The organism is Qipengyuania xiamenensis (genome assembly GCF_019711495.1).
Lineage (GTDB): Bacteria > Pseudomonadota > Alphaproteobacteria > Sphingomonadales > Sphingomonadaceae > Qipengyuania > Qipengyuania xiamenensis.
This window is the reverse complement of record NZ_JAIGNM010000002.1, coordinates 247,840-269,613: the sequence shown is the minus strand read 5'-3', so window position 1 is coordinate 269,613 and position 21,774 is coordinate 247,840. Positions and strand designations below refer to the sequence as shown.

Genomic DNA, 21,774 nt, shown 5'->3' with positions numbered 1-21,774 from the left:
CATGAGCGGGAAGCCACAAGACGAGAAGGCCTGGGGCGAATTCTGGGCACGCAATGCACGCAAGGGCGGCGGCGGTTGCATGCCGCAGCGCTGGGCTGCGATCGAGCAGGCCCAGCAGGCCGCGTGGAAAGGCTTCATCGAGCAGGTGGGGGGCACGCCTCGTGTGCTCGACCTCGCCACAGGCGATGGCCGCGTTCTGGCCTGGCTGATGCAGATGCGCCCGGGTATCGAGGCCACCGGTACCGATCTGGCACCGCAGCTGCCACCGCCGCCTCCCGGCGCGAAAGTGATGGCTGGTGTGGCTATGGAAGAGCTACCCTTCGAGGATGCAAGCTTCGATGCGATCACCAGCCAGTTCGGCTTCGAATATGGTGATACCTCGCGCAGCGCCAAGGAAGTCGCGCGCATGCTTGCGGGGGACGGACGCGTCGGGCTGATGGTCCATCGCGGCGACGGCCCGATCCTCGAACACAATGCGGTTCGCCGCGAGCAGATTGGCTGGGTGCTGTCGGAGAAGGACCTCTTCACCCACGTCCGCAAGGCGCTGGACAGTGACGATGCCGATGGCGCGCTTGCGCTTGCTACGGAAGTCACCGGCGAAGGCAGCGAACGTTGGGGCCAGACATCTCCCGGATGGGAAATCCCCGAGGCGGTGCGTCGGACGCTGGTCTATGGCGCGCGTGGTTCGCGCCAGCAATTGCTCGGCACGCTCGACCAGATCGAGCACCAGGCCGGCAACGAAATCGGCCGGATCGAGTCCCTCGGCCGCGCTTGTGCGGCGGCGGACGATCGCGATACCTTGCTCGCGCATTTCAGCGATGCCGGGCTGGCGCTTATCGATACGGCAGAGGTGTGCGAGCCTTCGGGACGCGCCTTTGCAGACTTCCTCACGCTCGAACGGGCCTGAGCCCCACCCACAAATCAGTAGCGCGCGCTAGCCGCACGGCCATGGCGTGCGCCTTGCCACGTCTTGCGCGTATTGCGGACAAAGAAAAAGGGCGGCGGACCGAAGTCCGCCGCCCCTCTTGTGCGAGACGTCTCGCGGCTGCGCTTAGAACTTAAGCAGAGCCGAGACGAAGAAGTCGCGACCAAGCACTTCGTAGGTGCTCGGGTAGGTGTTGGCCTGCTCCTGGTTGTCACCAAGCAGCGTACCGTTGTTCGTCGACGAAACGAAGCCGTCGGCGTCGAAGGTCGGCGTCTGCGGCAGCGTGTCGAAGATGTTGTTCACACCAACGGTCACGGTGACGTTCTCGGTAGCCTCAGCCGAGAAGGTGAGGTCGAGGATGTCGTATGCCGGGATACGCTCAACACCGTTGAAGGCGTTGTAGTCGACCGTATCGTCGTCATCGTCGACAGCCGACAGGTGACGCCAGCGGATCGAGGTGGTCAGCGGGCCATCGACGAACGATGCACGCGCAGTCCACTTGAACGACGGGGTCGGTTCACCGCAGTTGATGCCGAACTTGCCAGCACATTCGACGATGTCCGCACCAGCGAACGGCTCGAAGAACGACTTTTCAGTCCAGGTACCGAGGAACGACAGGTTGAAGTCCTGTTCGCCCGTGTCGGTCATCAGCGAGAACGGAATGGTCGTGCTGTAGGTTGCCTGAAGGTCGACACCCGAGACGCCCAGCGTTGCCACGTTCTGACCACCGAGGACCGGCGGGTTTGCAGTGGTGATTGCGCCAGCAGCGTTACGGATCGGACCGTTGCCGAAGAACGCGCCGCAAGCCGGAGCATTCGGATCCTGCACCTGGTTGAAGCACAGGTCGAACGAGTTCTGCAGCGAGATCGTGGTGATCGCGTTTGCAATCTCGATGTCGAAGTAGTCGGCGGTGATCGCCAGGCCGGGCAGGAAGCTCGGCTGGAGAACGATACCAGCAGTCCAGCTGTCACCGGTTTCTTCTTCGAGGTTCGGGTTACCACCGAACAGTGCAGGGATCTGCGCGTTCAGCTGGATGCCCGGGTTACCGAGGTTGGCGACCGGAACACCGTTGGCGACACAGAGGTTGCCAAGTGCGCTGCCGGCAGTTGCTGCTGCGGTACCGCAGGGGTCGGTTGCGCCCGGGAAGCCGATCGACTGACCGCCGAAGAGCTCACCCACGTTCGGGGCACGAACTGCACGCTGGTACTGACCACGGAGCGTAACGTCCGGGATCGGCGAGAACTCGACACCACCTGCGTAGGTCCAGACACCGCCGACGTTGTCGAGCGAGTAGTCCGAATAACGACCTGCACCGGTGAACTCGAGGCGAGCCGAACCGAATTCGATCGGCACGTTAACTTCGGCGAACAGTTCCTTGACGTTGTACGAACCTTCGGTCGGGTTACCGGCGTTGAAGCCGATCACGTCTCCCGAAGCCAGTGCGGTGTCAGGAATGAACTGCGAAGCAACGCCGCGGTATTCAGCACCGACTGCGAATGCAACCGGCTCCGAGTCAGCACCGATGGCGAAATCGCCGAAGGTACCCGAAACGGTGGCAACAGCGTTTTCGAGGGTCGAGACGTCGCCGTTCTGTGCACGGATCGAGATCTGGTTGACCATGTCGTCCGTCAGGGTGCCGAGACCGAAGATGTTGATCGGTGCTGCGGTACCGTCGAGGCCAGCCTGGAAGGCCGAACGCGAGATGTTACCATCCTGGACGTTGGCGTTACGCGTACGTGCATACATGTAGTATGCGTCATACGAGAGGTAATCGCCGATCGGGCCGCTGATGCCGCCGAGGACGCGGAATGCGTTACGCTCGTCGAGCGAGTTACGCGCACCGGTTTCGATCGTACGACGCTGCAGGAAGAGCAGGATGTTGTCGGGATCGCCATCGGTTTCCGTAGCGTTCAGCTGCTGGAGCTGAGCGAAGTCGGCAGCGTTGAGGAACGGCTCGATCGTGTCGAGGTTGACGGTGAACGAACCGGTAACCGGCGTAGCAGCCAGTTCCTGTGCAACGCGGTTATTCACGAATGCGACTTCGGTGTAGAACGTGTGACCGCCACCGATGTCGTAGTCAGCGTAACCGCCGATCAGGTAACGTTCCTGCGGGATCTGCAGGTAGTTGACCGGAGCGTAGTTGTAGGTGTCGCCAGCGCGCTGACGGAAGTCACCTGCAACATCGTCGAAGACGACTGCGTTGTTGGCAGCGAAGTCCGTGCCGGTGCGGTCGCCGTCACCGAAGTAACGGATAACGCCGTTCGGGAGGGTCGACGAACCGAACTGCAGCTGGTTCAGGCCGAAGCTTTCACCGCCGAGTGCGAAGTTCGAGAAACCACGGTCGCCCTGGAAGATCGAGTCACGGTTGAAGTACTCGGCGAAGACGGTGGCGCTACCGCGGCCGTCGTCGAACGAGGTACCGATTGCACCGTGGACTTCGTAGCGAGCGCCGTCACCGCGTTCGGTGATCGAGTACTGGCCACCCATTTCGATGCCGTCGATCTGACGCAGGTTGAAGTTCACGACGCCCGAAAGTGCGTCCGAACCGTAAACTGCCGATGCACCACCGGTCACAACGTCGACCGAGTCGAGCAGGAACGAGGGGATCGTGTTAAGGTCGACGACCTGCGAGGTATCGTAGAACATCCAGCGACGGTCGTTCACGAGGACGAGGGTACGAGCCGAGCCGAGACCGCGAAGGTTCAGCGTTGCGGTACCGGTACCCGGGTTGTTCGAGTTCGAAGTGAAGCCCGGGACAACCTGCGGGAGCGTGTTGACCACGTTCTCGACGTTGACGGTACCCGAGAGCTTGAACTCTTCGTCCTGGATGACTGCGATCGGTGCAGCGGTTTCGACGTTGCGACGCGCAATACGCGAGCCGGTGACAACGATCGGTGCAGCTTCTTCAGCCTGCACGCCCGGCTGGGTTGCCGGTTCGTTATCCTGGTCGTCAGCCTGCGCCAGAGCGGGCGAAGCGATCATGGCACCTGCCATGACCGTGCCCGTCAGGAGCGAGGCCTTGGTGAAACGATAAGACATTAGTTTCCCCTCAATTTCAGATGCCACACATACGGCACCCCTAGAAAAGACTGGATTCAGACATGTGTCCGAATGTGGCGCATCTAGGCCGATGCGCAGGCGGGGAGCAATCGCAGACACAAATGATATAAACGGAATCTTGCCGGTGTGACATTCCGGTTACAGTTGAAACATCCTCCGGAAAGCGCGAGCAAAGCGGCCCGAAACCGCACCGATAAGCCTTCAAGCAGGCAGTGTGCACAAGAGAACCAAGCGAGTATGCGATCATGACCACGCTTCGAAAGAATCTTACCGCAACCGGTATCATCATACTCCTCGCGGCACCCCCTTCGCTCGGGCTTGCGCAGGATGCCGACGGGAGCGAACAGCTCGCAGCGCTGAAAAATTGCCAGTCGATCGAAGCCCCGGAAGAGCGTCTTGCGTGTTACGATCGCGAGGTTGCGGCCGTGGTCAGCGCGAGCGACTCCGGCGAGATCCAGGTCGTCGACAAGGAAGATATCCGCGAAACCCGCCGCGGCCTGTTCGGCTTTTCGCTGCCCAAGACCGGCATCTTCGGCGGCAGCGACGATGAAAACGACGATGCGATGACCTCGCAGATCACTGCGGTGCGCCAGGTGGGCCGCGAAGGTTACCAGATCACCATCAGCGAAGGCAGCGTCTGGCAGGTCAACGACCCGCCCCGCCGGTTCAAGCCCAAGGTCGGTGACGAGGTCGAGCTGGAACAGGCGGCGATGGGTTCGTTCTGGGTCCGCCTCAACGGCCAGAACGGCGTGAAGGGCCGCCGCGTCCGGTAAGGCGCCCGCCCCCAGCTTTCCATCACGGCAACGAAAAAGCCCGGCGGTTTCCCGCCGGGCTTTCTGTTTGTCGGTTCGAGAGCCTTAGAGGCCGCCCGGTCCGCAATCGTTGGCCAGGAAGTCCAGCATCTTGGTGTAGAACTGCTCCTGGTGCTCGTACATGAGCGTGCTGTAGAAGTGGTCCGCACCGGTCAGGGTGAGGAACTGGGCATCGGTCTTGCCTGCCTTCTGCATCGCGTCGCGATAGTCCTCGAAGTTGAAGTAGAGGACGCGCGCATCGACGTCGCCATGCACCATCAGCACGGGCACGTTGACCTTCGACACTTCGTTGATCGGGTTGATGCCGATCATGCCGCGACGCTGCGCCCAGTCATCGATCGCCTTCGGGGTCCACGGGTTGCTACGCAGCTTGTAGACCTTCTCGGGATCGGCAACGGCCGCACCGGCGATGACGCACTGGTACATGTTGGGCTCGCGCGAAGCGGCCACCAGAGCGGCATAACCACCATAGGACCAGCCGAACATCGCAACGCGATCCGGATCCACCATGCCCTGGTCGATCAGGTACTGCGCACCGTCGTCCTTGTCGTCCTGCATGGCGAGGCCGTGCTGGCCATAGGCGCTGTCGAACAGTTCCTGACCCCAACCCACCGACATGCGGTACTGCGGCTGCAGGACCATGTAACCGGCATTGGCGAGGAGCTGGCCCCACTCGTCATAGCTGATGACTTCGTTCACGTGCGGGCCGCCGTGCGGCAGGACCACCAGCGGGAACGGACCTTCACCCTTCGGCTTGGTGACGTACCCCGAGATCGTCTTGCCGTCGCGAGCCGGATAACGGATGAATTCGACATCCGAGAGATCTTCCGGCTTGAGCAGCGGGTTGCGGCTGCCGAGCTTGCTCATGCGGCCGTCCTTGACCAGCCAGAACGAACCCGGGTCACGCGGACCGCGGTTCTGGACGATCATGGTGTTGCCATCGCGCGAACGGCTCGAGATGCTGACCTCGTGCGCATGCGGGATCTGGGATTCGAGAGCTTCGTAAAGCGCCTTTTCCGTTTCGTCGAACCAGATACGGTTGCGCTTGTCCCACGGATAGCGGGCTGCGACCAGGGTGTCGTCACCCGGGATCGAGCTCGTCTGGATCCACATGATGTCGGCCTGGTCGGTACCGGCGAGCTTCTCGCCGAACTGACCCGTCTCGAAGTTGAACTCCCAGAGCGCAGCCTTGTCTTCACCGCGGTTGTCGATGACGTAACCGATGTTCGGATCGTCGGCCTTGAAGCCGCGCAGACCCATGAAGCCCGAAAGAACGCGATAGAGGTTCTCGTGCTTGTCCTGGTCGTAGCGCGCGAACTCGGTCCACGAACTTTCACCCGGCTTGCGGTAGTAGGTCACTTCTTCCTTGGTCGCGCGGTCGTAACCCGAGGTCCAGCGTGCGTTGCCTTCGCTGTCGAAGACTGCGGTCGGGTACTTCTCGCTACCCTTCAGGACGAGCTGCTTGCCGCCCGTCTTGAGGTTGAGCTTGGAATATTCACGCGGACGGAAAGCCGAGAAAGGATCGACTTCGATCGCGCTGCCGACCTCGCGGCCGGTTCCGATCAGGATGTGATCGGGCTCGTTCGGTAGCAGCGATGCGATGCTGAAGACGCCTTCGATACGGCGGAACTTCTTCTTCTTCACATCGAAGATGAACGAAGCGTAGTCGTAGGTGCCCTGTTCGGGACCGTTCACCTTGCTGCGGTTCTGCTGCCAGGCGGTGCCGAAGATGTAATCGTCGCTCACCCACTGTGCGCCGATGATCTCCATCGGGTCAGCTGCGATGCGGTACGGCTTCTTGCCGAGATCGTCGGTGTCGTAGAGTTCCATGAGGTAGTCGCCCTCACGGCTCTCGTTCTTGATCACCAGGATGTTCTTCCCGCTGGGCGAAACCTGTACCTGCGTCATGGAATCGCGAAGCGCCCAGACCTCGATCGGAACGGTGGGTTGGCCGGTGGTCTGTGCAGTAGAGGGTGCGACCCCCAGTGCCATGGTGCCAGCTACAGCTGCCAGCAGTACTGTTCGTAAAGTCTTCATCTCAGAACTCTCACAAGACTTGTCCCGCGGGACGGAATTTCCCCTTGAACGAAATGGGCGGCCCTACGCGATTCGCATAGGACCGCCCAGATTTGTTAGCTTATCAAAGCTGAACGGTATTAGAACTCTTTCGTAACTTCGAAGAAGAATTCACGACCGTTGTAGTCGTAGCCTGCACCGATCGCAGTGTTGGCGATGGCGAGAACTTCGTTGCTGTCTACGAGCGGCGGAGCCGTGTCGAAGATGTTGCTGACGCCGGCCAGGAAGCTCCAGGTGTCCGAACGATAGCGCAGCGAAGCGGTGTGCAGGAACTGCGCATCGGCGAAGCCAACGTCACGGCAGTAGATGCCGTCACCGGCAACCACACCGCTCGGCGAACCGCCACCAAGGCAGGTGTCGGAGACGAAGCCGGTCGGGTTACCGTCCGGGCCGTTGCCGAATGCGTCGCTGAATTCATCGATACCGTCAGCATCCTGTTCCACCGGACCGGTGTAACGGATGGTGTACGACAGGCGGAACTTGTCGATGTCGGCGGTCAGGGTGCTGCGGCCGGTCCACTTGGGAAGGCTGAATTCACCTGCGTCGTCATCGAATGCCTGCGAACCGTCATCGTTGATGAAGAGCGAGCTACGCTCGATCAGGTGGTTCGCACGAACGTTCAGGCCGAAGTCGACCAGCGTGCCGAACATTTCGACTTCCTTGCCGAAGTTGGCGTTGAAGTCCATGCCGCGGACGCTTTCCTGGTTCAGGTTGATGAACCCGGCGAAGACGTCGGAGACCAGGAAGCGCGAAGTTGCGCTCGTATCGTAGGAGATACGGTCACAGAACGGGCTGCGCTGGCCATCGTCACGCGTGAAACAGTCGTTCACGATGAACTGTGCCGACGGCTCGATGATCGAGTCCTTCACCTTGATGTCGAAGTAGGTCGCACCAAGGGCAACGTCGAAGCCGTCACCGAAGGTTTCCTCGAAGGCGAAACCGGCAGTCAGCGAACGCGAGGTTTCCGGATCGAGGTCGAAGCTACCACCCGAAGTGATTTCGACGCTTGCGCTCTGGAAGGTGTTCAGACCCTGGTTGTCGATACCGACGGTGGTCGGATCGCGGCCTTCACGGATACAGTTGTCGAGGACCGTCTGGTCACGCGTGTCCTGCGTCGGATCGTAGCCGTTGATCGAGTCGAACGCTGCATCGGGAACCGCGCAGGGGTCGAAAATCGTGTTGAAGCCCGACTGACCGGCCAGGAAGTTTTCACGCAGGTTCGGCGCACGGAACGACGTACCATAGGTGAACTTCAGCTGGAGCGGTTCGATCGGACGCCAGCCGGCGGCGAGCGAGTAGGTGAAGTTGGTTCCGTAGAACTCTTCGTCCGTCACACGACCTGCGAGCTTGAGGTTCAGTTCCTGAACCCAGGGCTTGCCTGCCTGCAGCGGGATGTCGATTTCACCGAAAGCTTCCTTCAGGTTCTTGCTGCCGACGGCACCGAGATCCTGGAAGAACGAGATCAGGAGACCGTTCGAAGCAACTTCGTCCGGACGCGAGTCGATCGAGTCTTCGCGGTATTCGGCACCAAGCACGACGCCCACGGGGCCGGCAGGGAGTTCGAACAGGTTACCCGTGATGTAGGCCGACAGGATCTTCTGTTCGATGATCGTGTCGAAGGTACGGACACCGAAGAGGTAGTCGCGCTCTGCCTGGGTAGCGAAGTCACCGATGGTCGAACCGAGCAGGCTCGGGGCGAACAGGTTGACCGGGACACAGCCCTGCAGGAGGTCGGCCGGAGCGAGATCGGGGTTGGCAAGGCCAGCCGCGTTACATTCGCCGATCCACTGCGGGTCACCGAAGGCGCCGAACACGTCCACGTTGGTGCTGTAGTCGTCGGCAATGCCGTCACCGTCGTTGTCGACGATGCCGTCGCCATCGTAGTCTGCCGTCGGGTCGAGACCCAGGGCGAAGGCGAGCTTGTCTTCACGGATACCGCGACGGACCGAGTCACCTTCGGAACGCGAATACGTACCGGCAACTTCGAAGGTCCAGCTCGGCGAGATGAACGGCAGGTCGCCGCGCACACCGAGAACACCGCGATACTGCTCCTGAACAACTTCGAAGTTGTTACGGTCGCCGCGGACGGTGACGATCGGAACGACAGGCGTAGCAAAACCGGTCGACAGAGCGAACGGAGTGCCGGTCAGGCCGTTGAAGTCGTTGTCCGCCGCACGGCAGTCGGTGCCGTTCGGGTTGGTGAAGATGTTACAGGGGTTGAACTGGTTGAGATCGGGCACGCTCGGGAAGAACTGAGCGAGGCCGGTGTTGTCCGATTCAATCTCTGCACGGCTGTACAGCGCTTCGAAGAACGGCGTGATGTTTGCCGCACCCGGGAAGGTGTACTCACCGTATGCAAGACCGCTGTAGAGCTTCTGCTGGCTCTGGAAGGTGCGGTCGAGGTTGGCAGCGTTGCCGTTCACGTCCTGGAAGTCGACGTCACGGATGCCATCACCGTTGCGGTCGACCGGGTCGCCGAAGGCGTCGGTGGATTCGCTGTAGTCGGGAAGCAGCGGGATGTTGCCGTTGCCGCCGCCGGTGAAGTAGATCGAGCCGAGACGGGTGAACGGGTTGAAGATACGGCCGTTGATGCCCTGGATCTTACATTCGCTTTCCGAAACGGTGATCGTGCCGCCGCTGTCTTCGAGGACGTTGGCGTTGTCGACTACACCGACGGTGTAGATGTTGCCGTTCTGGTCGACTTCGTAGTTGGTGTCGCAACCACGGAAGAAGTCACGATCGCGCAGGCGGATCGCGTCGGTGTACTGGTAGGCAGCACCGATACCGAAGAAACCGCGGTCGGTGTTGAAGCCCCAGCCAGCTGCGACAGTGTAGTCGTCGCCGCCGCCCTGCGGGTTGATGTTGCCGTTGGCGGTCAGTTCGAGACCGTCGAAGTCCTTGCGCAGGATGATGTTACCCACACCGGCAACAGCGTCCGAACCGTAGACCGACGATGCACCGTCGAGCAGGAGGTCGTAGCGATCGACCAGCGGGCTCGGCAGGAGGTTGATCGACGGAGCCGAAGGCGCGCCTTCCACACCGGCGGGCGCAACGCGGCGGCCGTTGATGAGAAGCAGCGTACGGTCGGCACCGAGGCCGCGAAGGTTCAGCGTCTGCGAACCCGGGCCGTTGTCGAGGACGAAGCCGTTGAAGGTTGCGTCGATCTGCGTACCGGCAGCACTTTCCGAGCGCTGGAGGATCTGCGAAGCGTCGAACAGGCCGGCTTCGTTTTCCGTTTCGGTGGTCAGGACCTGGAGCGGCGAGATGCTGCTGTAGGTGTCGCGCTTGATACGCGAGCCGGTAACGACGATGGCGCCAGCGGTCTGCGAGCCGTCGGCACCGGTTTCGGTTACGTCGACAACGTCCTGGCTACCGGGATCGTTGTTCGAAACACCGTCTACACCGTCCTGGACGATGCATTCGCCGTCGACTTCTTCCTGGCCTTCGGGGCAGTCAGCGTCGCTGGCCTGCGCAAAAGCCTGGCCACCCGAAACGAGCGCCAAGGCGGACGCCGAAAAGGCGAGACCCTTGATCGTGTTGAATTGAATTTTTCGCATTGAATACTCCAGTCGCGACAACCGGAACTGCGCTCGCCACCTACCCCGGACACACAATGCGACGCCCCCCTAGTGACGCCTGGATCCATTGCGTGGAATTATTCCGGGAAGACGGACCCCCAGTCCCAACTGCGCCGGTTTCTGCGTTAACCGTAGGTACAAGTCAAAGCGCCGGCGGCGGTTTTGGAGGTATTGTTGCCCAAATCACACAACTTTCGAGGCGCACCTAGGAGCCGGAGAATTACGGGCGTAAGAATCTAATATCGGGCTGCGAATTTTGGATTACTTTATTTCACGCCCGGGCGTGCCGGCATTTTGGCATTCGAATGCGACATGCGAATCGCCTGCCTTGTTGCGGCGATATGACAGGGCGCGCGAAGCGGGTCTTCGCGCGCCCCGTGTGTTCGATCAGGACACCTTCATTTCGAGCGCGCCATCGCCCTCGTCGATCTTCACCGTCGACCCGTCCGGCACATTGCCGGCAAGGATCATGTCGGCGAGCGGATCCTGCACGTAACGCTGGACCGCGCGCTTCAACGGGCGCGCGCCATAGACCGGGTCATAGCCCACCCGGCCCAGCCACTTTTTCGCTCCGTCGGTGAGGTCGAGAACGATCTTGCGATCCTTGAGCAGCTTCTGGACCCGCGCGACCTGGATATCGACGATCGGTGCCATGTGCTCCTGAGCAAGGCGGTGGAACAGGATGATTTCGTCCAGCCGGTTCAGGAACTCGGGTCGGAAGTGCCCGCGCACCACGTCCATCACCTGCGGCTCGACATCCTCGACCTTCTGGTCGTCGGTCATGCTGGCAAGATACTGGCTGCCGAGGTTCGAGGTGAGGATGATCAACGTATTGCTGAAATCCACAACGCGGCCCTGCCCGTCGGTCAGGCGACCGTCGTCGAGCACCTGCAGCAGCACGTTGAAGACATCGGTGTGGGCCTTCTCGACCTCGTCGAACAGCACGACCTGATAGGGCCTGCGCCGCACGGCTTCGGTCAGCACGCCGCCTTCTTCATAGCCGACATATCCCGGAGGCGCGCCGATCAGGCGGGCGACCGCGTGCTTTTCCATGAACTCGCTCATGTCGATGCGGACCATGGCGGTGTCGTCATCGAACAGGAACCCGGCGAGCGCCTTGGTGAGCTCGGTCTTGCCGACGCCGGTCGGGCCGAGGAACAGGAAGCTGCCCAGCGGACGACCGGGGTCCTGGAGGCCCGCACGCGCACGGCGCACGGCCTTGGACACGGCGTCGATGGCCTGGCTCTGGCCGATCACCCGCTTCGACAGGATATTCTCCATGTCGAGCAGCTTCTCGCGCTCGCCTTCCATCATCTTGTCGACCGGGATGCCGGTCCAGCGGCTCACGACACCGGCGATATCGTCTTCGGTGACTTCTTCCTTGAGCAACGCGTTCTCGGTGTGGCCGCTCGCTTCCTCGAGCTTCTTTTCGAGCTCGGGAATCTTGCCGTATTGCAGCTCGCCCGCCTTCTGGAGGTCACCGGCGCGCTGCGCCTGCTCCAGTTCGATCCGCGCATGGTCGAGTTCTTCCTTGATCCGCCCTTCGGCATGGATCTTGTCGCGCTCGTTCTGCCAGCGGGTGGTCAGTTCGCTCGACTGCTGTTCGAGTTCGGCCAGTTCCTTGCGGAGCGATTCCAAACGGTCCTTCGAAGCCTGGTCGGTTTCCTTTTGCAGCGCCTGCTCTTCGATCCGCAGCTGGATGATGCGCCGGTCGAGGCCCTCGATTTCCTCGGGCTTCGATTCCACTTCCATGCGGATGCGACTGGCGGCCTCGTCCATCAGGTCGATCGCCTTGTCGGGCAGGAAGCGGTTCTGGATGTAGCGGTTGGACAGCTGCGCAGCGGCAACGATCGCACCGTCGGTGATGCGTACGCCGTGATGCAGCTCGTACTTGTCCTTGATGCCGCGCAGGATGCTGATCGTGTCCTCGACGCTCGGCTCGTCGATGTAGACGGGCTGGAAGCGCCGCTGCAGCGCAGGGTCCTTCTCGACATACTTCTGGTACTCGTCGAGCGTGGTCGCGCCGATGCAGTGCAGTTCGCCGCGCGACAGGGCCGGCTTGAGCAGGTTGCCGGCATCCATGCTGCCTTCGCTCGCGCCCGCACCGATCAGCGTGTGCATCTCGTCGATGAACAGGATGATCTGGCCTTCGGCACCCTTCACTTCGTCGAGCACGGCCTTGAGACGTTCCTCGAACTCACCGCGATACTTCGCGCCCGCGATCAGCGCGCCCATGTCCAGCGACATGAGCGTGCGACCCTTGAGGCTGTCGGGAACGTCGCCATTGGCAATGCGCAGCGCGAGGCCTTCGGCGATCGCGGTCTTGCCGGTGCCGGGCTCACCGATGAGAGCCGGGTTGTTCTTGGTGCGGCGGGCGAGGATCTGGACCGTGCGGCGGATTTCCTCGTCGCGGCCGATCACCGGATCGAGCTTGCCGTCGCGCGCCGCCTGCGTGAGGTCGCGCGCGTACTTCTTCATCGCGTCATAGCTTTCTTCCGCGCCGGCGCTGTCGGCGGTGCGGCCGCCGGTCACTTCCTGGATCGCCTCTTCGAGCGACTTGGCGTTCACGCCAGCCGCCTTCAGCGCCTTGCCTGCGTCATTGTCGGCAAGCGTCAGCGCCTGGAGGATGCGCTGCACGGGGACGAAGCTGTCCCCCGCCTTTTCGGCAAGCTGTTCCGCCTGGTCGAGCGCGCGCACGGCATCATTGTCGAGGCCCGGCGTCTGCTGCGCGCCGCCGCCCGACACTGCCGGGATCTTGCCCAGTGCCGTGTCGACTTCGGTGATCGCCACACCGGCATTGCCGCCCGCGCGCTGGATCAGCTGCGCAGCCATGCCCTGCTCGTCATCGAGCAGCGCCTTCAGTAGGTGCGAAGACGTGATGCGCTGGTGGTTCATGCGGATCGCGACCGTCTGCGCGGCCTGCAGGAAGCCCTTGGCGCGGTCGGTGAACTTTTCGAGATTCATCGAGAATACCCCATCAAATTACCGCCTGAATATGGTGTGGCGCTTATGCAACACAAGACCCCGCCTGCAATTTTAGCGAGGTGTGTTAGTCGCATATAGGGGTGCCTTGCCGATTGGCGAGAGGCAAGGGCAAAATTATTCGGCCGGAAGCCCTTCCAGGCCCGGCACCATGACCGTACGCCCGCCGCCGAAATCCTCGCGCACGACGATCAGGCCCTGCCGCTCGAGGTGATCGAGCAGGCGGCGGATACGGCCCGGCGAGCTGGTGCCATAGGCGCGCGCCAGCTCGTTCTCGTCGACCTGCGTTTCGCCTGCATGCGCCGCCTTGGCGATGACGAGGAAGGGGCCGAGCAGGTCTTCGTCGACTGCACCGGCGAGCTGCATGATGCGCGCCGTCATCTCCTCGCCAAGATCGCCCAGCCCTGCTCCGGCAATCGCGAACTTCCGGCGGAAGGCATGCATGTCGGGCATCGGGCCGATGAGGCGTTCGCGGCGGCAGGTGGTGAGGAAGGTCTGGTACTGCGCGCTGGCAGACTGGAAGGCGATGCCTTCCTGCCCCGCGAGTTCGCCGATGATCTGCTCGATCCGCATCATGACTGCAGAGGGCTCGACCGGCTCTGCGGGCGCTTCGACCTGGCGCTCTTCAGCATGCGCGATGTTGTCGGCGATCTCGTCCATCGACGGCGCGGGCGGAGGAGCCGGCGGCGGCGTGGGCGTCGCAACATCGCTCGCCAGATCGCGCGTCAGGAGGTCGGCCATGTCCGCAGGCGCGGTATCAGGAAGCGCCATCAGCCCTTCGCTGCGTGCTTGGTGGCCGGTCTTCACAGGCCCGATCTTGCAGGCAATCGGCAGGCGCGTGATTGCCGGACCCAGCGCAAGGAAATGCCCGCGCTCGAGCTCGCGGATGCGTTCCGCCTGACGCCGCTCCATCCCGAGCAAATCGGCGGCGCGCACCATGTCGATATCGAGGAAAGTGCGGCCCATGAGGAAGTTCGATGCTTCTGCGGCGACGTTCTTGGCGAGCTTCGCCAGCCGCTGCGTCGCGACGATACCCGCAAGCCCGCGCTTGCGCCCGCGGCACATGAGGTTGGTCATCGCGGTGAGCGTCATGCGGCGCGTGTCTTCCGCCATTTCGCCAGCGGCGGCTGGCGCGAACATCTGCGCTTCGTCGACCACCACCAGAGCGGGATACCAGTGCTCGCGCGGGGCATCGAATAAAGCGGTCAGGAACTGTGCGGCGCAGCGGATTTGCTGTTCGACCTCCAGCCCGTCGAGGTCGAGAACCACGCTGGCGCGATGTTCGCGGATGCGGCGGGCGAGCGCTTCGATCTCTCCGGGCGAATAGGCCGCGCCATCGATCACGACATGCCCGAATTCCTCCGCAAGCGAAGGAAAGTCACCTTCCGGGTCGATCACGATCTGCTGGACCAGTCCCGCGCTCTCTTCGAGCAGCCTTCGCAGCAGGTGCGACTTGCCGCTTCCCGAATTGCCCTGGACGAGCAAGCGGGTGGCGAGGAGTTCCTCGATGTCGAATTCGACCGGCTTGCCGGACGTTTCGTGGCCGATGGTGATCTGCGCTGTCACGAGGGCTTGGCTAGCGGGCCGAATCCGCAAAGTGGAAGGGTGCTAACCATTGTTTTGCCCAGCATGATCGCAGCCCTGCCGATTGCGACTCCCGCACAGCATCGCTAGGCAGGTTTCGAGAGAGGACTGAATTCTATGTGGAAATGGTTCGGGCGGATCGGATTCGCCCTTCTGGCACTCGCACTCGTGGCATTCGTGGCGCTGGCGAGTTGGGAACCCTTCTGGGCCAAGCGCGACGATGTAGCACGCAGCACGGAAAGCTATTCGGCGGAAATCATCCGTGACGATTACGGCGTGCCGCATATCTATGGCGAGCGTGATCGCGACGTCGCCTACGGTGTCGCCATTGCCCATGCCGAAGACGATTTCGCCACCCTGCAGGACGTAATCGCCATGGCCCGCGGGCGCTATGGAGCCATCGCGGGCGAGGACGGCGCGGCGATCGACTACGTCTATCACCTGCTCGATGCGCGCGGTACGGCGGAGCGGCATTATCCGCAGCTGCCCGAAGATACGCGCGCCTTGTTCGAAGCCTATGCCACCGGCCTCAACGACTATGCGCAGCAGAACCCCGACGAGCTGAAACTGGCGAACCTCTTTCCGGTCGACGGGAAGGACGTGGCCGCCAACTTCGCGCTGCGCCAGCCGTTTTTCTTCGGTCTCAACGGCGTGATCCAGCCGCTGGTCGAGGGCAGCGACCTGCGCCCGGAACAAGGCCCGGACATTCCCGGTTTCCCGCGCCCCGACGCACCCCCGCCCCCGACGCTAGAAGACGATGCTCCGCCCCCGCCCGCGCTGCCCGAACGCGGCGAACAGGCCCGCGCCCTGCCGCTGCACATGGGCGAGGACGGCGCGCTTTCCGGCTCCAATGCCTTTGCCGTACGGCCAGAAAAGTCCGGCGGCCCGACCACGCTCATTTCCAACAGCCACCAGCCGCTGCGCGGCGGCGTCGCCTGGTACGAGCTGGTCGTCGAGAGCGAGGAAGGCTGGCACTATGCCGGCGCGAACTTCCCCGGCTCGCCCTTCCCCTTCCTCGGACACAATAGGAACCTCGGCTGGACCAATACGGTCAACACGCCCGACATGGTCGATGTCTACGAACTCGAAATGGACGAGAGCGGGACCCGCTATCGCTTCGGCGGCGAGTGGCGCGAGCTTGAGACGAAGAGCGTGACGCTTCCGGTCCGCATCGGCCCCGTGACCCTGCCCATTCCCCGCGACATTCTGCGCAGCGTCCACGGCCCGGTGATCCAGAACGACAAGGGGTTCTTTGCATTCCGCTATGGCGGGATCGACAATCTCGGCCAGCTCGACGCCTATTACCGGCTCAACAAGGCCGAAACGCTCGAGGAATGGGAAGGCATCCTTGCGCGGATGGACATCCCCTCGACCAACTTCATCTACGCCGATGCAGACGGCAACATTGCCTATGTCTACAACGCCGCCATTCCCGACCGGCCCGAAGGTGCGAACTGGCGCGGCGTGCTCGACGGGACCGATCCCGACCTCGTCTGGGACGGTGCGGTCGATTACGAGGAACTACCCCGTCTCGTGAACCCCGCCTCGGGCTGGCTCTACAACGCCAACAACGCGCCCTTCACCGCAGCGGGTGACGGCAGCGACTTGTCTCCGCAGGACTTTGCACCCGAACTGGGCGTGGAGCTGAAGCAGACGAACCGGTCACGGCGCGCATTCAAGCTGCTGAGCGAAAGCGAACTGCTCGACCGCGAGGCGCTCCGGCGGATCAAATACGACACCGGCTATGCCCGCGAAGGTTATGTCGCGCGGCTGTGGGACGATCTCGAAGCGCTCGACCTGTCGGACGACGGCAAGCTTGCCGAGGCACGCGACATGCTGATGGGCTGGGACTTCGATGCCGATAGCGAGGGCCGCGCAGACGCGCTCGCCCTGCTGATGATCCGCGAGTTCATGTCCTCGTCCTACCAGAACAAGGAATGGCCCGACGTCCGTGCAGAGCTGGAAGCCCATGTCGCACACCTACAAACCCATTTCGGCCGGATCGATCCGCCGATGAGCGAGCTGCTCCGACTGCGGCAGGGCGACATCGACCTTCCGCTCGACGGCGGGTCGGACACGCTTCGCGCCTCGACGCTCTGGGATGTGAACGAGGACGGCCGCCTCGCCGTGCGCCACGGCGACAGTTTCATCCAGTGGGTGGAATGGATGCCGGGCGAACGCGTCACATCGCAATCGATCCAGCCCTATGGCGCTGCCACCACGCGGCCTGAATCGCCGCATTACGCAGACCAGATGGAGCTGTTCGTCCAGCACCGCTTGAAACCGGTCTACTTCTGGCGCGAGGATGTCCTCGCCAATGCCGTCAGCCGGAAAAGGGTGACGCACAATCCGTAATTGCCTAAGCAGCCCGTCTATTTCACTGGAGAGAGCCACATGAAGCGCCTAATTTCGACCAGTATTATTGCCCTCGCCGTCTCGGCGTGTTCGTCCTATTCTTCCGAGCCGGTTTCCAGTGCCTCGGTCGCGACGGAGCAGGTTGCAGAGACCGAGAGCCTGACCACGCTGGTCGACCAGGTCGCCATCCCCTACGAGAAATTCACGCTGGCCAACGGCCTCGACGTGATCGTCCATGAGGACCGCAAGGCCCCGATCGTCGGCGTCGCCGTGTGGTACAATGTCGGTTCGAAGGACGAGCCCGAAGGCAAGACCGGCTTTGCCCACCTGTTCGAACACCTGATGTTCAATGGCTCGGAAAACGCGCCGAACGACTACTTCCAGTACCTGCAGGAAATGGGCGCGACCGATTATAACGGCACCACCAATTTCGACCGTACCAACTATTTCCAGACGGTGCCGCGCCCCGCGCTCGAACGCGCGCTGTGGCTGGAAAGCGACCGCATGGGCTACCTGCTTGGCGCAGTCACGCAGGAGAAACTCGATAATCAGCGCGGCGTCGTGCAGAACGAAAAGCGCCAGGGCGACAACCAGCCCGGTGGCCTCGTCTTCTATGAGATCCTCGAGAACATGTTCCCCGAAGGCCACCCCTACGGCCACTCGGTGATCGGTTCGATGGCCGACCTCGACAGCGCATCGATGGACGATGTGCAGAGCTGGTTCCGCGACAAGTATGGCCCGAACAACGCCACGGTTGTGCTGGCGGGCGACATCTCGGCTGCCGAAGCCAAGCCGCTGATGGAAAAGTGGTTCGGCCCGATCAATCGCGGCCCGGTGAACGACCCGGCCGAAGCAGCGATCCCCGTGCTTACCGAAGACAAGCGCAGCGTCATGCGTGACAATGTCGCAGCGACGACCATCACCAAGTACTGGGCCGTTCCCGGCATCACGAGCGAGGAACTGACCGCGCTCAACGTCGGCGCCAGCGTCTTCGGCGGGCTTGCTTCGAGCCGCCTCGACGAAATCCTCGTTCGCGACGAGCAGCTTGCCGTGGGTGTCGGTGCAGGCAACTACGATTTCCAGCGCGTCGGCATCCTGCTGGTCAGCGCTACGCTCAAGCCGGGCGTAGAGCTTGAAACGCTCGAGGCCCGCCTCGACGAGCTGATCGCCGAATACATCGCGGAAGGCCCGACGGCTGATGAAGTCCGCCGCGCTGCCACCAGCGATCTTGCAGGCACCATTCGCGGCCTCGAACAGGTCGGCGGCTTCGGCGGCAAGGCAGTGACGCTTGCTCGCGGCGAAGTGCTCGCCGGCGATCCGGGCTTCTACAAGAGCCAGTTCGACACGCTCGCGACGCTGACGCCGGAAGACGTCAAGACCGCAATGCAGCGCTGGATGACCCGTCCGGCCTTCACCCTCGTCCTCGAACCGGGCGAGCGTGACGACAGCTACGAGGAAGCTGCCTCGGTTGCTTCCGACGATGAGAACGCCAGCGAGCGCAACCGCGATGCGGAAGAGCTGACCGTCACCACGGTGCGCCCCGCCCCGCCGATCGACACGATCGCCTCGCTCGACTTCCCCGATGTCGAACGTGCGACGCTCGCCAACGGCATGCAGGTGACCTACGCCATGCGTGACGCGGTCCCCGCGACCTATGTCACCATGTCGTTCAATGCCGGCAGCGCAGCCGACCCGGTCGGAATGCGCGGTCTCGAAGACCTGACGATGAACCTATTCGACGAAGGCACGGCCGACATGACCAGCCAGGAGATCGCCGAAGAGCGTGAACGCCTGGGCCTGACCATCTCGACCGGCGGCGGCAGCGACCGTTCGACCTTCACCCTGTCGGCTCTGTCTTCGAACCTCACGCCCTCGCTCGAACTGATGAGCGACATCATCCGCAACCCGGCATTCAACGAGGCCGATCTCGAGCGTGTCCGCACGCAGACGATCACCGGCATCCGCCAGCAGATGAAGTCGCCCAACGGCATCGCCTTCAACGCGATGCCTGCAGAGATCTTCGGCGAGGCCAATCCCTATGGCGGGACGAGCACGGTCGAAAGCGTAAGCGCGATCACCCGAGCCGACCTTTCCGCCTTCAAGGATCGCTGGATCCGTCCGGACAATGGCGAAGTTTTCGTCGTCTCGGACAAGCCGCTGGCCGAAGTCGTCGCCTCGCTCAACGCGGTGTTCGGTGACTGGAATGCACCGGCAGCAGCAAAGGGCACCAAGACCTTTGCCGCGACCGGACAGGCCACGCAGGGCAACCGCATCATCCTCTACAACCGCCCGAACTCGCCGCAGAGCTACATCGTGGGCGCACAGCTCACGCCGCTCGATGCGCGCGACGAGAACTACATCGACTTCACCAATGCGAACAATTCGCTGGGCGGCAACTTCCTCGCGCGTCTCAACATGAACCTGCGCGAGACCAAGGGCTGGAGCTACGGCTATCGCGGTGGTGCGCAGACCTTCGAAAACGCGGTGGTCTACTTCACCGCCGGCGGCGTCCAGGCCGACCGTACGGGGGACAGCCTCGCCGAAGTGCGCCGGGAAATCTCCGAGTTCCTGACCACCCGCGGCGTGACCGATGAAGAGCTGGCCCGCAACGTCGCCTCGGAAGTCGGCGAACTGCCGGGCCGTTTCGAAACTTCGGGCTCGGTGCTCGGCGCGCTGCAGAACAACGCGCTCTATGGCCGTCCGGACGACTATTACGAAACGCTGGTCGAGAAGTACCAGGGCCAGACCACGGCCAGCCTCGATGCTGCGGCCCGCGCCGCACTGAACGAGGACGATTTCATCTGGCTGGTGGTCGGCGATGCCGAACAGGTGATGGAACAGCTCGAACCGCTCGGCCTGCCGATCGAGGTTCGCGAACTTCCCGCCGACGAGTAAGCACGGCGCAACCTTTGAATAATCGAGGGGCGGGAACACAGAGCGGTTCCCGCCCCTTTTTCGCCTATGGGCTTTGCAGTTGAACGTAACTGACACACGTGTAAACAAGCCCGCAGAGTTTGCGCGGTCCACTCAGCTGAGCGACCGCATCCATAAGGAGAATACGCATGTCCGTAGCAGGAACCTATGACACCGTCGTCAAGAGCCCGATGGGCGACCAGAAGGGCACGTTCACCGTCGTTCCGGGTGACGATGGCAACACCTTCACCGGCTCGATGGCCGGCGGCATGGGCTCGATGGACGTCAAGGACGGCAAGATCAACGGCGACGAGCTGACCTGGGCGATGGACATGACCGTGCCGATGCCGATGACGCTGAACTGCAAGGCAACCGTCAATGGCGACCAGCTGACGGGCACCGTCAACGCCGGCGCATTCGGTGACATGGCACTGACCGGCGAACGCCAGGGCTAAGCTCCCTCACAGAATACGGGAAGGGCCGCGGGAGGATTGCTCCCGCGGCCCTTTTTGTTTGCCTGCCGGGCTCAATCCGTCCCTACCCGCGCGCGATCCCGACGCACTAAATGCAACGCCGGTCACCTTATTGCCCCATTCCGGCCATTTTTCACCTTAGTGTGCCTCGCATAACGATTTTTCGGGTCGATTCGCATTCTGGCAGCGGCGTCATTTTGACGATGGCGCAAGGGAGGAAGCATGACCCATATCTCGAAGATCGTAGTAGCTAGCATCGCCCTCGGTTCGATGGTTGCCGTTCCGGCAATGGCGGAAAAGGCCAGTGAACTGACATTCATCAACGGATCGCTCGGCCGCGATGCCGAATACCAGTTGCGCGATCGCGGCTTCACCCATGTTTCCACGCACAAGCAGTCGAACGGCTATGTCTACAGCTACTGGTGGGATTCCGCAGACGACGATTGCGTCAATGTCGAGGTCTACGATGGTCGGGTGATGACCATCAACGATGCCAGCGACCAGGATTGCGGACACCACAAGGGTGCCGATGCCGCAGCCGCTGTCGGTGTCGTCGCTGGTGCCGCCATCCTCGGCGCGATCCTCGGCCACAAGTCACACCACCACGACGACGGCAAGCACAACGACGATCGCGAAGCTGACCGGCAGTTCGAACGCGGTCATACCGACGGTCTCTACCACCACCCCTTCCACAATCCGGACAAGTCGCAGGATTACGTCGATGGCTACCATGCCGGGGTGGATGAGCGCCGGGCCAATGCGGAACACCACTACGGTCGCGGCGGCCATGCCGAAGTTGCAAGGTTCAAGGACCTCAAGGACGCACGGGCAGCGGGCGGAATGAGCGAGCTGGAACGGCGCGGCTTCCGCCAGGTCGATAATTTCACCAGCGGTAATACCCGCTACTCGATCCAGTGGCGCGCGCAGTCGAACCAGTGCGTCCAGGTGACCATTGCCGATGGCCGTTTCTACGACCTGCGCGACATCGGTCGCCATCCCAAGTGCCGCTGAACGCA

Annotated in this window: 11 protein-coding genes; 6 read left to right on the top strand and 5 right to left on the bottom strand. The window is 62.4% G+C overall.

Annotated features, from left to right (window positions below; genetic code table 11):
• Window position 1: 1 nt before the first annotated feature.
• A complete protein-coding gene (locus tag K3165_RS09505; protein ID WP_221548646.1) occupies window positions 2–907 on the top strand; it encodes a class I SAM-dependent methyltransferase in 906 nt (301 codons plus the stop codon).
• A gap of 144 nt (window positions 908–1,051) precedes the next feature.
• On the opposite strand, the gene K3165_RS09500 is transcribed toward K3165_RS09505, so the two are convergent.
• Complete coding sequence (locus K3165_RS09500) at window positions 1,052–3,964, bottom strand: TonB-dependent receptor domain-containing protein (protein WP_221548645.1); 2,913 nt, start codon at window positions 3,962–3,964, stop codon at window positions 1,052–1,054.
• A gap of 266 nt (window positions 3,965–4,230) precedes the next feature.
• Between K3165_RS09500 and K3165_RS09495 the strand changes: the two genes are divergently transcribed.
• Entirely contained in the window at window positions 4,231–4,758 is a 528-nt protein-coding gene (locus K3165_RS09495) for a type VI secretion protein (protein ID WP_221548644.1), read from the top strand.
• Window positions 4,759–4,842: 84 nt separating this feature from the next.
• On the opposite strand, the gene K3165_RS09490 is transcribed toward K3165_RS09495, so the two are convergent.
• The 4 genes from K3165_RS09490 to K3165_RS09475 form a co-directional block, all read right to left on the bottom strand.
• Window positions 4,843–6,834, bottom strand: a complete 1,992-nt coding sequence (locus tag K3165_RS09490; RefSeq protein WP_221548643.1) for an alpha/beta hydrolase family protein — start codon at window positions 6,832–6,834, stop codon at window positions 4,843–4,845.
• A 119-nt stretch (window positions 6,835–6,953) separates the two neighbouring features.
• On the bottom strand, window positions 6,954–10,430 hold the full coding sequence (locus K3165_RS09485; RefSeq protein ID WP_221548642.1) for a TonB-dependent receptor domain-containing protein: 3,477 nt from the start codon (window positions 10,428–10,430) through the stop codon (window positions 6,954–6,956).
• Window positions 10,431–10,838: 408 nt separating this feature from the next.
• Entirely contained in the window at window positions 10,839–13,415 is a 2,577-nt protein-coding gene (gene clpB, locus K3165_RS09480; RefSeq protein WP_221548641.1) for an ATP-dependent chaperone ClpB, read from the bottom strand.
• A 135-nt stretch (window positions 13,416–13,550) separates the two neighbouring features.
• A complete protein-coding gene (locus tag K3165_RS09475) occupies window positions 13,551–14,999 on the bottom strand; it encodes an ATP-binding protein (protein WP_221548640.1) in 1,449 nt (482 codons plus the stop codon).
• Between the two features lie 135 nt (window positions 15,000–15,134).
• On the opposite strand from K3165_RS09475, the gene K3165_RS09470 reads away from it, so the two are divergent.
• The 4 genes from K3165_RS09470 to K3165_RS09455 all read left to right on the top strand — a co-directional run bounded on the left by K3165_RS09470 (window position 15,135) and on the right by K3165_RS09455 (window position 21,769).
• Entirely contained in the window at window positions 15,135–17,372 is a 2,238-nt protein-coding gene (locus K3165_RS09470) for an acylase (protein WP_221548639.1), read from the top strand.
• Window positions 17,373–17,411: 39 nt separating this feature from the next.
• The gene (locus K3165_RS09465; RefSeq protein WP_221548638.1) at window positions 17,412–20,267 is read left to right on the top strand and encodes a M16 family metallopeptidase; all 2,856 of its coding nucleotides are present in this window, start codon (window positions 17,412–17,414) and stop codon (window positions 20,265–20,267) included.
• Between the two features lie 167 nt (window positions 20,268–20,434).
• A complete protein-coding gene (locus tag K3165_RS09460; protein WP_221429168.1) occupies window positions 20,435–20,740 on the top strand; it encodes a hypothetical protein in 306 nt (101 codons plus the stop codon).
• 240 nt (window positions 20,741–20,980) lie between these two features.
• Entirely contained in the window at window positions 20,981–21,769 is a 789-nt protein-coding gene (locus K3165_RS09455) for a hypothetical protein (RefSeq protein ID WP_221548637.1), read from the top strand.
• Window positions 21,770–21,774: the final 5 nt, after the last annotated feature.

Coding starts and splice junctions, on each gene's coding strand:
- K3165_RS09505 (WP_221548646.1), top strand. CDS start 2: ATGAGCGGGAAGCCACAAGACGAGAAGGCCTGGGGCGAATTCTGGGCA.
- K3165_RS09500 (WP_221548645.1), bottom strand. CDS start 3,964: ATGTCTTATCGTTTCACCAAGGCCTCGCTCCTGACGGGCACGGTCATG.
- K3165_RS09495 (WP_221548644.1), top strand. CDS start 4,231: ATGACCACGCTTCGAAAGAATCTTACCGCAACCGGTATCATCATACTC.
- K3165_RS09490 (WP_221548643.1), bottom strand. CDS start 6,834: ATGAAGACTTTACGAACAGTACTGCTGGCAGCTGTAGCTGGCACCATG.
- K3165_RS09485 (WP_221548642.1), bottom strand. CDS start 10,430: ATGCGAAAAATTCAATTCAACACGATCAAGGGTCTCGCCTTTTCGGCG.
- clpB (WP_221548641.1), bottom strand. CDS start 13,415: ATGAATCTCGAAAAGTTCACCGACCGCGCCAAGGGCTTCCTGCAGGCC.
- K3165_RS09470 (WP_221548639.1), top strand. CDS start 15,135: ATGTGGAAATGGTTCGGGCGGATCGGATTCGCCCTTCTGGCACTCGCA.
- K3165_RS09465 (WP_221548638.1), top strand. CDS start 17,412: ATGAAGCGCCTAATTTCGACCAGTATTATTGCCCTCGCCGTCTCGGCG.
- K3165_RS09460 (WP_221429168.1), top strand. CDS start 20,435: ATGTCCGTAGCAGGAACCTATGACACCGTCGTCAAGAGCCCGATGGGC.
- K3165_RS09455 (WP_221548637.1), top strand. CDS start 20,981: ATGACCCATATCTCGAAGATCGTAGTAGCTAGCATCGCCCTCGGTTCG.